The following is a 13277-nucleotide window of genomic DNA, read 5'->3' as shown; positions in this document are numbered from 1 at the left end:
AGGGGGACGAAAGATGTCCTTGAAAAATAAATTAAAGCGGATGAGAAACCACCTGAATGTGCCGGAAGCTGAAAAAAAGCCGGCAGCTTCACAACTTTCGGTCCCGGATATTCAAGTCCCATTTAGAGAAGAATGGGAGGCATTCGGAGTGAAGCCTTTCTTTTTTGAGGATGAATACTGTCTTATCCGCGAAACCGTCTATCCGCTTTCGCACCGCCACGGACGGTACAGCTTCAGTGAACTTGATGACGTCATGGCATTATGGAATAAAGGCGGTTTGACACATACTTTATCAGCAGAAGGATACGAAAAAAGCCAGCTGTTCTTCTTTGATACTGAAACGACCGGCCTCGGCGGCGGGGCCGGCAATATGATCTTTTTGCTCGGCCATGCAAGAGTGTATGAAGACCGTGTCGCGGTTAAACAGTATCTGCTTCCTAAACCGGGAAACGAGACGGCTCTTTACAAAAGCTTTTTAAGTGAGGTTGACATTACGTCGCTTGTTACGTATAACGGAAAAGCCTTTGACTGGCCGCAGGTAAAAACTAGGCATACATTGCTGCGGGACAGGCTTCCGAAACTTCCTGACTTCGGTCACTTTGATCTTCTGCATGGGGCGAGACGGCTTTGGAAACATAAATTAGAGCGTGTATCGCTTTCGGCGGTTGAAAATGAAGAGCTTGCTTTTAAAAGGGACGAAGACACACCTGGTTATTTGGCGCCGATGCTGTATTTTCAATTTTTAAAGGCAGAGGACCCGGCTCTTTTAAAGGGAGTGCTCTCGCATAATGAACAAGATGTGCTTTCCCTCATCGCTCTTTACATCCATATGTCAAAAAAGATTTTTGCATCTTCTGATCAGACGTCAGAACATCAGGAAGCATACGCCATGGCGAAATGGTTTATCGCTCATAAAGAAACCGATCGGGCTGTTTCACAGCTGGAAGCGCTGCAAGGCAAAGCCTTTGAAGATTCGGATCGGGCCCTTTTTGACTTAGCAATGCTTTATAAAAAACAAAACCGCAGGCAAGACGCCGTGCCCCTTTGGGAGAAACTGACGGGCTCTGCTCTTCACATATGCAGACACCAATCAGCGGTAGAGCTGGCGATCTATTTTGAGCATCACGCAAAAGATTACAAAAAAGCGCTGCAGGTCGCGCAGCAGGCGGCAGAAGACAGGGAAATATCGGAAAAAGAAGCCGAGAAGCTCCATGTGAGAATTGCCCGGCTCAAGAGGAAATATTCCTCTTGAAATATTGCCCGGGAAAGCGCAAAAGCCGAGCTGTTTCGCCAAAAATATTTTTTTCTGAATCCGCATCGATTTTGTTGTAGAATGGTGCCGCATCTTGTAAAATAGCGTTAGTTATTTATAGGGGAGAGTTGGTATGTATAAAGGTGTTTTTTACTTGTTCTTTGTCGTGGTTTTTTTGATTGCGTTTGTATTTTCGAATTTTAAAGACAGTTTGCTGACGCACTTTTAAATTGGGTGATTGAATTAGAACATGCACCCTCTTTTCTTCATAACCTAACAGTGTAATAAAAGTTAATGGAGAGGGGATTTAGCATGTTTCATCATCATTGTTGCAGACCAAACGTGATGCCGCCGATTGTCCATCCGACTCATTGCTGTGAACACCATTGCTTTTCTAACACGGTTGTGCCGCATATTCATCCGCAACATACAACTAACGTAAATCACCACAACTTTGAGCACGTTCATTACTATCCGCACACTTTTTCAAATGTTGACCCGACAACTCACCAGCATTTTCAGTGCGGAAGCCCTTGCTGCGATCATTAAGTATTGAACGCTTAAGCAAGATCGGTTAGGATATCAGCAAATCAAAATGGGGCCCGATGGGGAGCCCCATTTTTTAAGCAGGTGATCAATTGAAAGTATTAGCCGTAACAGGATACAAGCCGTTTGAACTCGGGATTTTTAAACAGGATGACCGGGCGCTTGTTTATATAAAAAAGGCGATAGAAACCAGACTCAGAAGCTTTATTGACGAAGGCTTGGAATGGATTCTCATATCCGGACAGCTGGGGACTGAGCTTTGGGCGGCAGAAACGGCGTACGATCTCAGAGAAGAGTATCCGGAATTAAAGGTTGCCGTTATCACACCTTTCTACGGCCAGGAGGAAAAGTGGAAGGAGCCGAATAAAGAAATGTATGAAGCGGTGCTTGCTCAGGCAGATTATGAGGAGAGCCTGACGCATCGGCCGTACGAAAGTCCGCTCCAATTCCGGCAGAAAAACGCGTTCTTTATTGAAAAGTCAGATGCGCTTTTGCTTTTATATGATCCTGAAATGGAAGGATCGCCGAAATATATGCTGCAGCAGGCAGAAAAACGCCGTGAAACAGACGGATATCCGATTTATTCTATTACGATGGATGATCTCCGTGCCGCCGTTGAAGAAGAAGATTTCTTTACATAACACGTCAGAGAATATTTGACAACGGGACGTGTTTCTGAATAAAATATAACATGATGATTCACGATATGAGGTGAAAAAGATGCTTGCTGATAAAGTAAAGCTTTCTGCGAAAGACATTTTGGAAAAAGAATTTAAAACAGGCGTTAGAGGTTACAGACAAGAAGACGTTGACAAATTTTTAGATATGATTATTAAGGATTATGAAACCTTTCATCAAGAAATTGAAGAACTGCAGCAAGAAAATCTGCAGCTAAAAAAACAGCTTGAAGAAGCAAGCAAAAAACAGCCGGTGCAGTCCAATACAACCAACTTTGACATTCTGAAAAGGCTGTCCAACCTTGAGAAACATGTATTCGGCAGCAAACTTTATGACGAATAAGGCAGAAGCACTTGTCAAATGAGACAAGTTGCTTTATAATGAACAAGTGTTCTTAACGTTCGGGTAATCGCTGCAGATCTTTGAATCTGTAGAGGAAAGTCCATGCTCGCACGGTGCTGAGATGCCCGTAGTGTTCGTGCCTAGCGAAGAAATAAGCTAGGGCAGCCTTGATAGGCTGACGGCAGGAAAAAAGCCTACGTCTCCGGATATGGCTGAGTATCCTTGAAAGTGCCACAGTGACGAAGTCTCATCAGAAATGGTGAGAGTGGAACGCGGTAAACCCCTCGAGCGAGAAACCCAAATTTTGGTAGGGGAACCTTCTTGAAGGAATTGAACAGATAGAAGGACAGAATGCTTTCTGTAGATAGATGATTGCCGCCTGAGTACGAGGTGATGAGCCGATTGCAGTACGACGGAACAAAACATGGCTTACAGAACGTTAAACATTATTGATATGACAAATTAGAGCTCTCCTTTAAAGGGGAGCTTTTATCTTGAATGAAACGAAAGCTTAAAAAGAGACAGGGTGATACGATGAAGAAGTACACACTAATAGCGACGGCGCCGATGGGAATCGAAGCGATCGTCGCCAAAGAAGTGCGTGATTTAGGTTATGAATGCAAAGTAGACAACGGAAAAGTCATTTTTGAAGGAGATGCGCTTGCGATCTGCCGCGCTAACTTATGGCTGCGGACGGCTGACCGCATCAAGGTACAGGTCGCCGAGTTTCAGGCGAAAACGTTTGATGAGCTGTTTGAAAAAACAAAAGCGATTGACTGGCGCGCGTACATTCCGGAAAACGCAAAGTTCCCCGTTACCGGAAAGTCCGTGAAATCAGTGCTTGCCAGTGTGCCTGACTGCCAGCGGATCGTCAAAAAGGCGATAGCGGAAAAGCTGAAACTGCAATCAGGAAAACAAAATGAATGGATTGAAGAAACGGGCCCTGAGTATAAGGTGGAAATTTCCCTTTTAAAAGATAAAGCCGTACTTACACTGGATTCATCAGGAACAGGCCTTCACAAAAGAGGATACAGGGTTGATCAGGGAGGAGCTCCGATTAAAGAGACGCTCGCTGCCGCGTTAATTCAGTTGACCAACTGGACGCCTGACCGTCCGTTCGTTGATCCGTTCTGCGGTTCCGGCACGATCGCCATCGAAGCCGCTTTAATCGGGCAAAACATTGCTCCCGGTTTTAACCGTGATTTTGTTTCAGAAGACTGGGAATGGATCGGAAAAGAACTGTGGGACAAGGCGCGTCTTGAAGTGGAAGAAAAGGCGAACTATGATCAGCCGCTGCAGATTTTTGCCAGTGACGTGGATCACCGGATGGTAAACATCGCCAAAGAAAACGCAGAAGAAGCGGGACTTGGGGATCTGATCGAATGCAAGCAAATGCGGGTGCAGGATTTTACGACGAAACTCGAATACGGCGTAATCGTCGGAAACCCTCCGTACGGCGAACGGCTCGGCGAAAAAAGGGAAGTCGAGCAGATGTATAAAGAAATGGGCCGGGCATTTGAATCTCTTGATACATGGTCTGTCTACATGTTAACGTCAAATGAACAATTTGAAGAGGTCTACGGAAGAAAAGCAACCAAAAAACGGAAGCTCTTTAACGGTTTTATCAAAACGGATTATTATCAGTACTGGGCTAAAGTGCGGCCGCAGCGGAAAAAGCCGCAACAAAGAGAAGACGCCTGAAACAGCGTCTTCTCTGGCATCTTTACGTTTTATTCTGCCATTACCAGCGGTGCGCTTTTGCGTTGCTCCGTAAAATAATGTTGGTCTGGGACATTTCGGTGTGGCCGTTCACTTGCGATTTAGAGCGTTTCGGCCGCGTCCAATTGTGATGAAACAATTCAGAATGCTGATCTAATCGATCTTTATAACTCATGTAACCATCACTCCCGGATAGAATAATTTTGTGAAGATGGATATTCGATCGAATATCTGTTGTAGTTTGTGCAGGTCAGGTGCGGATCATTCAGAATGGCATGTATAGAAAGTGAAGCATCGGCATAGAATGATGATTATTTCTATTTGAGAGGTGATCTTATTTTATGCTGAACAGCGAGCACTTCAGTAAAATACAAAAGGCGTTAGACGCAACTGCTTTCCGGCTGGAGGAAGCCGGAGCGGAGTTCGGTCCTTCCGCCATGACACACGCACAGGAAGAACTTGAAAATGCGGTAAAACATACACATTCAACAGACCATCCGTTCCTATGTACACATATCATTAACCGGAAATGATAATGGCAAAAACTTGGCGAGGCCAAGTTTTTTTGTTGTATTGAAAAGGGTTAAATGATATTATAGATGGTCTGAATGCCGAATAGTTAGGGGTTGGAGTTGGGTGACAACATCACGTTTGCCTTTTGCTTTAACAAAAGAAAAGAATTTTTACGAAGAATTGAACAATTGGATTGGTGACGTGTTTTACGATATCCTTCCCGAGAAAGGCTTTGACCTTCGGGATGAGCAGGTATTTATGGCGTTTCAGCTTGAACGGGCATTTAAAGAGAAAAAGGTCATGTTCGCTGAGGCAGGAGTCGGTACGGGGAAAACGCTGGTGTATCTGCTGTTTGCCATCAGCTATGCCAGATATACGGGTAAACCGGCCATTATCGCATGCGCCGATGAAACGTTAATTGAACAGCTTGTCAAAAAAGAAGGCGACATTTCCAAGCTGACAGAACATTTGGATCTGCAGATTGATACACGGCTGTCCAAATCCCATGAGCAGTATCTGTGTCTGAAAAAGCTTGAGAAAACGATGCAGCGTTCTGATGATGAAAAGTGGCTGGATCTTTATGAGTCGCTGCCTTCATTCGTACACGAATCACAAGCGATGCAGCGCTTTTATCCGTACGGCGACCGCAAACAGTACGCTGATTTGACGAATGAAGAGTGGGCAGGCGTCAGCTATGATTCCTTCCAAGATTGTTTAACATGTGATATGAGACATAGATGCGGTTTAACACTTTCAAGAGATCATTACAGAAAATCAACGGATCTGATTGTTTGCTCCCATGATTTCTACATGGAACATGTATGGACGGAAGAATCACGCAAAAGGGAAGGACAGCTGCCGCTTTTGCCGGATCACAGCGCCGTCGTGTTTGATGAAGGACATCTGCTGGAATTCGCCGCGCAAAAAGCGTTAACCTATCGCGTGAAGCAGTCGACGCTTGAGCTGTTTTTAGAGCGTCTGCTTCAAAATGACATCAGAGAGGAATTCGCCGAACTGATTGAAGATGCCCTTGCCGCAAACGATGAGTTTTTCTATGTGCTGTCAGAGGAGTCGAAGGAAATCGCCGGCTCTCACCGATTGGACATCCAAAACGATCAGCGTGTTAAGCGTGCAGCTGACGAACTATGCCGTCTGCTCGATAAAATCGGCGAGGCGCTCGTATTTGAATCGGAAATGTATACGATCGATAAGTACGAGCTGTCAGTCGTAGAAGAATACGTCGAACAAATGGCATATTCGCTGTCGCTGTATCAAAAGGATGCCATCAGCTGGCTTGAAACGCGGGATACAGACTCAACGTTTGTCGTTATGCCGAGAACAGTAGCCGAAGTTTTGGGAGAAAAGGTCTTTTCTAAAAAGATCCCTTATATTTTCTCATCGGCCACTCTTTCTGAGGGCGGTTCATTTGATTATATCGCTGACAGCCTCGGAATCCGTGATTCTTTATCATTCACCGTTGAATCTCCGTACGATTACGAGGAGCAAATGTCTGTTGCGCTTCACGGTGATATGACGTCTGAGCAGAAAACAGCCGAAACGATTGAAACCATTAAGAAGAATAAAGGACGCACCCTCGTTCTTTTCCCTTCATTTGAAGACATGAAGGAATTTAAAGAACAGGCTGCCGCGTGGGAGCTGCCGTATCCGATATACTACGAAGGTGACGAAGAGATCAGCAGTCTGGTCGAAAAATTCCAGCGGGATGAAGAATCCGTGCTTTGTTCCGTCCACTTATGGGAAGGTCTTGACATTCCCGGTGACTCGCTCCGGAATGTGACCATTTGGGCATTGCCGTATCCGCCTCATGATCCCGTGTTTACCGCAAAGCGGAACGGAGCGAAAAAAGATCCGTTTGAGGAAGTTGATCTGCCGTACATGCTCTTGAGAGTCCGGCAGGGAATCGGCCGCCTCATCCGTTCTAATCAGGACAGCGGAACCATATCCATTTATGCGGGCGGAGAAAGTGAACGGGTATTGGCCGAAGTCAAAAAGATATTGCCTGTTACACCGAAAATCGTATAAAACACAAAAGCTGCAGGATTCTTATCCTGCGGCTTTTTTAAATCCGGGAAGTTGACTTTGTCACGGCGTTCCATTAGCCTGTAATTGATAGTGAAAAGGGAGGGGAATGGATATGGATTTACATACATATGAAAAAGAGTTTTTTGATCTGTTAAAAAGAGTGTCCCACTATGAAGAAGCCATTGCGCTTATGCACTGGGACTTAAGAACGGGAGCCCCGAAAAAAGGCTCTGATGACCGGGCGGAAAGCATCGGACAGCTGTCGGCTGACGTTTTTCAAATCCAGACATCCGACCGGATGAAAGAGCTGATCGACATCCTTCTCGCGCATGCAGAAGAGCTGCCTGAAGATACAGTGAAAGCGGCGGAACTTGCGAAAAAAGATTATGATCATAATAAAAAAATTCCTGAAGATGAGTATAAAGAATATGTCATTTTAACATCGAAAGCGGAAACGGCTTGGGAGGATGCAAAGGCTGCCTCTGATTTCTCTATGTTTGCTCCGTACCTTGAGAAGCTGATTGATTTTAATAAGCGGTTTATTTCGTATTGGGGCTATGAAGATCATCCATACAATGCATTGCTCGATATTTTCGAACCGGGTGTTACGGTAAAGGTGCTGGATCAGCTGTTTTCTGAATTGAAGGAAGCGATCATTCCGCTTATCAAAAAAGTGACGGAATCCGGCAATAAACCGGACACTTCCTTTATAACGAAAACGTTTCCGAAAGAACAGCAAAGAGACCTCTCCTTGTATTTCTTAAAAGAGTTCGGGTATGATTTTGACGGCGGCCGCCTGGACGAGACGGTGCATCCGTTTGCGACGACAATCAACCGGGGCGATGTACGGGTGACGACCAGATATGACGAAAACGATTTCCGCACGGCGATTTTCGGAACGATTCATGAATGCGGGCATGCGATCTACGAGCAGAATATTGACGAAGCGCTGAGCGGAACGAACTTATCTGACGGTGCATCCATGGGAATTCATGAATCCCAATCGTTATTTTATGAAAACTTTATCGCCAGAAATCAACATTTCTGGACCGCCTATTATGAAAAAATGGTTGAGGCTTCGCCTGATCAATTTCAAGATGTGAAAAGAGAAGATTTTGTACGCGCTGTCAACGAGGCGAAACCGACCTTTATCCGAATTGAAGCCGATGAGCTGACGTATCCGCTTCACATTATTATCCGTTATGAAATTGAAAAAGCGATTTTCAGCAATGAAGTGACAGTGGAAGAACTGCCTGCATTGTGGAATCAAAAATATCATGATTATTTAGGCATTACGCCGCCATCTGACGCAAAAGGCATTTTGCAGGACGTACATTGGGCGGGCGGCGATTTCGGCTATTTCCCTTCCTATGCGCTCGGATATATGTATGCGGCACAGCTGAAGCATACCATGCTTGACGATCTGCCTGAATTTGACCAATTAATAGAACGGGGCGATTTTGAGCCGATTAAACAATGGCTGACAGAAAAGGTTCATCAGCACGGAAGACGCAAAATGCCGCTTGACATCATAAAAGATGCAACGGGAGAAGAGCTGAACGTTCAATATCTCATTGAGTATCTCGTCGGCAAATATTCAAATTTATATTTATAAACGAAACGCCCGGCATACACCGGGCGTTTTTCTAAAAATTCTAAAAACACGAATAATCGAAACCGATTCTTTGTAAAAGTTCGGAAATATTCAAATTTCACTATGCAAAAGAAGTGTATCTTGTTATAATTTGATTAATATCATACGAACACTCATATAATCGCGTGGATATGGCACGCAAGTTTCTACCGGTCACCGTAAATGTCCGACTATGAGTGAGCAATGGGACGGCTTTATTCGGCCGTTACGTGTAGATCATTCGGCATTGCTTGCTCTTTTTTTGGAGAGTGGGCAATGCTTTTTTTATTTTTTATAAGCGGGGGTAGTCATTGTGGAAGCATTAAAACGAAAAATAGCAGAAGACGGAATTGTTCTTTCTGATCAAGTGCTGAAAGTGGATTCTTTTTTAAACCATCAAATTGATCCGGTTCTCATGCAGCAGATCGGCCGGGAATTTGCGCGCCGTTTTGAAAAAGACGAGATAACCAAAATCGTCACAATTGAATCTTCGGGTATCGCCCCTGCGGTGATGGCCGGTCTTGAACTCGGCGTTCCCGTCATCTTTGCGAGAAAAAGGAAGTCTCTCACATTAACGGATGATCTGCTGACGGCATCCGTCTATTCTTTCACGAAAAAAACAGAAAGTCAGATTGCAATCTCCGGAAATCATCTGTCGAAAGATGACCGCGTGTTAATCATTGACGACTTTTTAGCGAACGGACAGGCGGCAGAAGGACTTTTATCCATCGTAAAACAAGCAGGCGCAGCGGTTTGCGGGATCGGAATCGTCATTGAAAAGTCATTTCAGCCGGGAAGAGATGAGTTGGTGAAAAAAGGATGCCGGGTCGAATCACTGGCGAGAATTCAATCGCTTGAAGATGGAAAAGTGACATTTGTACAGGGGGTCCGTTCATGAAAAACGGCTATGCCAAAACACTTTCCCTCGGTATCCAGCACGTGCTTGCCATGTATGCCGGCGCCGTCGTCGTTCCTTTAATTGTAGGAGCTGCATTGGGACTGAACGCAGAACAGCTGACATATCTCGTATCAATTGATATTTTTATGTGCGGGGCGGCTACGCTGCTTCAAGTATGGAGGAATAAATTTTTCGGCATCGGCTTGCCTGTTGTGCTCGGCTGTACGTTCACCGCGGTAGCGCCGATTATTTCGATCGGTAAGGAGTATGGGATTTCAGCCATTTACGGAAGCATTTTGGCATCGGGTCTGCTTGTCATTCTGCTGTCGTTTTTCTTTGGTAAGCTCGTATCCTTTTTCCCGCCTGTCGTAACCGGATCTGTCGTGACGATTATCGGGATGACCTTAATGCCGGTCGCGATGAATCATATTGCCGGCGGGGAAGGCAGCAAGGATTTCGGTGATCCGGCTAACCTTGCCCTCGGATTTACGGTGCTCGTCATCATCGTGCTGCTTTATCGGTTTACAAAAGGATTTTTGAAATCCATTTCGATTTTAATCGGCATTGTCATCGGGACGGCCATCGCATATTTTATGGGAAAAGTGCAATTTGACAATGTGGCGAATGCTGATGCAATTCAAATGATTAAACCGTTTTACTTCGGGACGCCGACATTTCATGCGGCACCGATTATTACGATGTCCATCGTTGCCATTGTCAGCCTTGTTGAGTCAACCGGCGTCTATTTCGCTCTCGGTGACCTGACAAACCGGCGCCTGTCTGAACGTGATTTAGCAAAAGGCTACCGTGCGGAAGGCCTGGCGGTATTCATCAGCGGCATTTTCAATGCTTTTCCGTACACGGCTTATTCCCAAAACGTTGGCCTCGTGCAGCTGACGGGAATTAAGAAAAATGCGGTTATCGGTGTCACGGGCGCACTTTTAATGCTCTTCGGCCTTTTTCCGAAAATCGCAGCCTTCACGACCATCATCCCGTCTTCGGTACTGGGAGGCGCGATGGTGGCCATGTTCGGCATGGTCATTTCCTACGGCATTAAAATGCTCAGTCAAATTGACTTTAAAAAGCAGGAAAACCTTCTGATCGTCGCGTGTTCGGTCGGATTGGGACTCGGTGTAACCGTCGTTCCCGATATGTTTAAGCACCTGCCGTCTTACTTAAATCTGCTGACCACAAACGGAATCGTCGCCGGAAGCTTTACCGCCGTCCTTTTGAATATTATTTATAATATGATTCCTAAAGCGAAAAAAACCCTTGATGTGACAAGGGTTCAAGAGGGTTAGTCACCCGTTTTTCTTGAAAAAATAACATTTTAATAACATTTCTTTATGAAATCCCGAGATCGAGGATGCTTCCGAAAGTTTGCTGAACTTTTTGTGAGGCATCTTCTTTTTTTATTAGTTTCATTGTTTGAAAAGAAACAAATTGAGTGATGCGGCATCCGTCTTATTTCGCCGAAAAACCGTCCCGGACTATATGTACGTGCACGAGTATCTTGTGCACGAATTCTTACAAAAAAGAGTAAAAGAAGGGAAAGCCCCTTCTTTTAATTAATCCATCCTTCAAAAGTTGCGCGATAGAACCCTTCGATTATCTCTACTTTCTTAAGGTAATATGTAACACCATTTTTAACAGTTGTATTTGGAATATCCCATCTATGAAGGTAATCCATTGTAAAAGAATCTTTGGTCGCTTGTGTCGAAATTTTTGTTTGAGTTGAGTCGATATTTGTATTACCAGGGCTAGATGCAAAAGCAGGGGCAGCGGAAACGAGTAAAGCGAGAGACAAGGCAGAACCAGTTAAAACTTTTTTTAATTTCATTTTTAACACTCCTTTGTTTTTTTTGATACACTTGTATTATCACGTGCAATACAAAAATAACCAAGGGTTTTTTTGTTAATATTTTGTGAGCGTGAATTGAGTTAGGGGCAATCCTTTCATTCACTGTTGCGGCTTATTTCAGGATATTGATAAGTATATAGAGAAAAAGAGTTGAATATTGCTGGCCTCTGGTGAACTTTAGATATTTCAATGCTTTTCCAACGGGGAAGATGTGATAGTAACTTAATCAATTGTACAAAAGTAAAAACTTTATTTAAAATGTTATAAATACGAAATTTAATATAGGAGGTTATCTGATGGCAGAAAAGAAAAAAGCTTTAATCATTGTGGATGTACAAAAAGCCTTTGATGATAAAAAGTGGGGAGAACGAAATAACGTAAAGGCGGAAGAAAATATCAGCAAAATACTGAAATTATGGAGAGAAAAAGGATGGACAGTCATATACATACAACATACTTCTGATAAACCTGGTTCTTTATTTTATCCAAAAAATGAGGGGGTTGCTATAAAGGAAATCGTTAAACCTATGGATAAAGAAGTCATTATAACCAAAAAAGTAAACAGCAGCTTTATTGGGACTAATCTAGAAGAGCTTTTAAAAGCAAATGATATAACAACTGTCGTAATCACTGGCTTGACTACGCCGCACTGTGTTTCAACAACCACAAGGATGAGCGGTAATTTAGGATTTGATACATACCTGATTTCAGATGCAACAGCAGCCTTCGGAATGAGAGATCAAAATGATACATATTATGATGCAGAGACTATTCACAATATATCTCTGGCAACATTGCATGATGAATTTGCCACAATATTAACGACTGATCAATTAATCAATGATTTTATAAAAACAAACTGATTAACATTATGGCTAAGGCCGGCGGTAGGGACAGGCGGCTGAAAAGCATATTCAGGCGCATACAAGGACCTCGTCGGAAAATACGGGGATTACCGACTCTTTTCATCGTCGCAATATCGATTGAAAAAGGCATCTGCTTCAGATGCTTTTTTTGTTTCTTGTAAACCGGTTTCGGTAAAAAATGATCGGCGGTTAACGGTCTGATTCGGCGAATAACAAAAGGCTTTACTAATCAGCGAATTATTCAAGATTTTTTGGCTTGTGCTGGGTCTGGTGACTTTTGATTTCCTCGAATATATTGGCTTGATCATCTTTTTGAGGCTGAGGCTCTTTGTTAAGACATTTTGGATCGATCACATTTTTAAGATCTTTGATGGTTAAAGGCTTACAGTCATCTTTTAATTCGTAGCCTAATTGTCCATTAGCTTCTAAAGTGGCATATTTAATTGTATTTATATTTGAAATGCCAAGAAGCCTTAAACGCATTTCGAGTTGATCTGCTGTCAGTCTCAGCTTCTTTAAGTTTTCTATATTGAGTTGGCCGTCTTCTATAACGAATTTAGATTTTCCGGTTAAAAAAGATTCAATCCAGTTTACTTTTACTTGAAACCACTCCATTAAAATCAAAGCGCTAAAAAGGATAGACGCAGCGATTAATGTTTTCAATAAACTGGTTTCTAAAATGGGGTGAACGATAATCGTACCGATTGAAATCATCACCATTGTCTGTGCAATGGTCATTTGTGCAATGGATTTTCTCCCTGAAATTCTCAGTAAAATCATTCCGAATGCAATTATAATTAATTCTTCCCAAGCAAATTTCATGTTATCACCCTGGATTGTGTTTTATCAAAAATAAAAGAGCAAGTAAGAGGTTTTATGGGGTACTTGCTCACGAAGAATTATTGCCCTTACATTTAATTTTATTC

Annotated in this window: 14 protein-coding genes, 1 other RNA gene, 1 pseudogene and 1 riboswitch; of the genes and pseudogenes, 13 read left to right on the top strand and 3 right to left on the bottom strand. The window is 43.5% G+C overall.

The window, feature by feature from the left end; translation table 11 throughout:
- Nucleotides 1-13 precede the first annotated feature (13 nt).
- The 7 genes and pseudogenes from MY7_RS09145 (at nt 14) to MY7_RS09130 (ending at nt 4519) form a co-directional block, all read left to right on the top strand.
- Nucleotides 14-1252: a ribonuclease H-like domain-containing protein gene (locus tag MY7_RS09145; protein WP_007612159.1), complete on the top strand. Its 1239-nt coding sequence runs from the start codon at nt 14-16 to the stop codon at nt 1250-1252.
- A gap of 121 nt (nt 1253-1373) precedes the next feature.
- A pseudogene (locus MY7_RS19580) lies at nt 1374-1481 on the top strand (hypothetical protein); the annotation flags it as partial.
- An 83-nt stretch (nt 1482-1564) separates the two neighbouring features.
- Nucleotides 1565-1801 carry a spore coat protein CotD gene (cotD, locus tag MY7_RS19195; protein WP_003153539.1) on the top strand — a complete coding sequence of 79 codons (237 nt, stop codon included), beginning with the start codon at nt 1565-1567 and terminating at the stop codon, nt 1799-1801.
- Between the two features lie 89 nt (nt 1802-1890).
- Nucleotides 1891-2439 carry a DUF1273 domain-containing protein gene (locus tag MY7_RS09140; protein WP_007409499.1) on the top strand — a complete coding sequence of 183 codons (549 nt, stop codon included), beginning with the start codon at nt 1891-1893 and terminating at the stop codon, nt 2437-2439.
- Nucleotides 2440-2518: 79 nt separating this feature from the next.
- Entirely contained in the window at nt 2519-2818 is a 300-nt protein-coding gene (gene gpsB / locus MY7_RS09135; RefSeq protein ID WP_003153541.1) for a cell division regulator GpsB, read from the top strand.
- Nucleotides 2819-2873: 55 nt separating this feature from the next.
- Nucleotides 2874-3255: RNase P RNA component class B (gene rnpB, locus MY7_RS19190), an RNA gene on the top strand.
- A 97-nt stretch (nt 3256-3352) separates the two neighbouring features.
- Nucleotides 3353-4519 (top strand): THUMP domain-containing class I SAM-dependent RNA methyltransferase, encoded by a 1167-nt coding sequence (locus MY7_RS09130; RefSeq protein ID WP_015240079.1) that lies wholly within the window; start codon nt 3353-3355, stop codon nt 4517-4519.
- A 40-nt stretch (nt 4520-4559) separates the two neighbouring features.
- Here the strand turns inward: MY7_RS09130 and MY7_RS19185 are convergent, their stop codons facing one another.
- Nucleotides 4560-4712: a YpzG family protein gene (locus tag MY7_RS19185; protein WP_003153548.1), complete on the bottom strand. Its 153-nt coding sequence runs from the start codon at nt 4710-4712 to the stop codon at nt 4560-4562.
- 166 nt (nt 4713-4878) lie between these two features.
- Between MY7_RS19185 and MY7_RS09125 the strand changes: the two genes are divergently transcribed.
- The 5 genes from MY7_RS09125 (at nt 4879) to pbuX (ending at nt 10925) form a co-directional block, all read left to right on the top strand.
- Nucleotides 4879-5070, top strand: a complete 192-nt coding sequence (locus MY7_RS09125) for a hypothetical protein (protein WP_003153550.1) — start codon at nt 4879-4881, stop codon at nt 5068-5070.
- Nucleotides 5071-5173: 103 nt separating this feature from the next.
- Nucleotides 5174-7093, top strand: coding sequence for an ATP-dependent DNA helicase (locus MY7_RS09120; protein ID WP_029326133.1), 1920 nt, complete (start codon nt 5174-5176; stop codon nt 7091-7093).
- 112 nt (nt 7094-7205) lie between these two features.
- The gene (locus MY7_RS09115) at nt 7206-8708 is read left to right on the top strand and encodes a carboxypeptidase M32 (protein WP_007612154.1); all 1503 of its coding nucleotides are present in this window, start codon (nt 7206-7208) and stop codon (nt 8706-8708) included.
- A gap of 132 nt (nt 8709-8840) precedes the next feature.
- A riboswitch (purine riboswitch) is annotated at nt 8841-8940 on the top strand.
- A 99-nt stretch (nt 8941-9039) separates the two neighbouring features.
- Nucleotides 9040-9624, top strand: a complete 585-nt coding sequence (gene xpt / locus MY7_RS09110) for a xanthine phosphoribosyltransferase (RefSeq protein WP_007612152.1) — start codon at nt 9040-9042, stop codon at nt 9622-9624.
- Entirely contained in the window at nt 9621-10925 is a 1305-nt protein-coding gene (gene pbuX / locus MY7_RS09105; RefSeq protein ID WP_007612149.1) for a xanthine permease PbuX, read from the top strand. Before xpt ends, pbuX begins: the two co-directional genes overlap by 4 nt.
- Before the next feature lie 263 nt (nt 10926-11188).
- Here the strand turns inward: pbuX and MY7_RS09100 are convergent, their stop codons facing one another.
- Nucleotides 11189-11464: a hypothetical protein gene (locus tag MY7_RS09100; protein ID WP_007612144.1), complete on the bottom strand. Its 276-nt coding sequence runs from the start codon at nt 11462-11464 to the stop codon at nt 11189-11191.
- A gap of 317 nt (nt 11465-11781) precedes the next feature.
- Between MY7_RS09100 and MY7_RS09095 the strand changes: the two genes are divergently transcribed.
- Nucleotides 11782-12348 carry a cysteine hydrolase family protein gene (locus MY7_RS09095; RefSeq protein WP_007612138.1) on the top strand — a complete coding sequence of 189 codons (567 nt, stop codon included), beginning with the start codon at nt 11782-11784 and terminating at the stop codon, nt 12346-12348.
- 240 nt (nt 12349-12588) lie between these two features.
- Here MY7_RS09095 and MY7_RS09090 read toward each other — a convergent pair whose 3' ends face one another.
- Complete coding sequence (locus MY7_RS09090; RefSeq protein ID WP_007612136.1) at nt 12589-13173, bottom strand: DUF421 domain-containing protein; 585 nt, start codon at nt 13171-13173, stop codon at nt 12589-12591.
- Nucleotides 13174-13277 lie beyond the last annotated feature (104 nt).

Origin of the sequence: Bacillus sp. 5B6 (assembly GCF_000259405.1) — a bacterium.
GTDB classification, from domain to species: domain Bacteria; phylum Bacillota; class Bacilli; order Bacillales; family Bacillaceae; genus Bacillus; species Bacillus velezensis.
This window is presented reverse-complemented; position numbering and strand designations above follow the sequence as displayed.

Bases quoted from the DNA above. Each gene is read 5' to 3' on its own strand.
- MY7_RS09145 (WP_007612159.1), top strand. From the start codon at position 14: ATGTCCTTGAAAAATAAATTAAAGCGGATGAGAAACCACCTGAATGTG.
- cotD (WP_003153539.1), top strand. From the start codon at position 1,565: ATGTTTCATCATCATTGTTGCAGACCAAACGTGATGCCGCCGATTGTC.
- gpsB (WP_003153541.1), top strand. From the start codon at position 2,519: ATGCTTGCTGATAAAGTAAAGCTTTCTGCGAAAGACATTTTGGAAAAA.
- MY7_RS09130 (WP_015240079.1), top strand. From the start codon at position 3,353: ATGAAGAAGTACACACTAATAGCGACGGCGCCGATGGGAATCGAAGCG.
- MY7_RS19185 (WP_003153548.1), bottom strand. From the start codon at position 4,712: ATGAGTTATAAAGATCGATTAGATCAGCATTCTGAATTGTTTCATCAC.
- MY7_RS09125 (WP_003153550.1), top strand. From the start codon at position 4,879: ATGCTGAACAGCGAGCACTTCAGTAAAATACAAAAGGCGTTAGACGCA.
- MY7_RS09115 (WP_007612154.1), top strand. From the start codon at position 7,206: ATGGATTTACATACATATGAAAAAGAGTTTTTTGATCTGTTAAAAAGA.
- pbuX (WP_007612149.1), top strand. From the start codon at position 9,621: ATGAAAAACGGCTATGCCAAAACACTTTCCCTCGGTATCCAGCACGTG.
- MY7_RS09100 (WP_007612144.1), bottom strand. From the start codon at position 11,464: ATGAAATTAAAAAAAGTTTTAACTGGTTCTGCCTTGTCTCTCGCTTTA.
- MY7_RS09095 (WP_007612138.1), top strand. From the start codon at position 11,782: ATGGCAGAAAAGAAAAAAGCTTTAATCATTGTGGATGTACAAAAAGCC.
- MY7_RS09090 (WP_007612136.1), bottom strand. From the start codon at position 13,173: ATGAAATTTGCTTGGGAAGAATTAATTATAATTGCATTCGGAATGATT.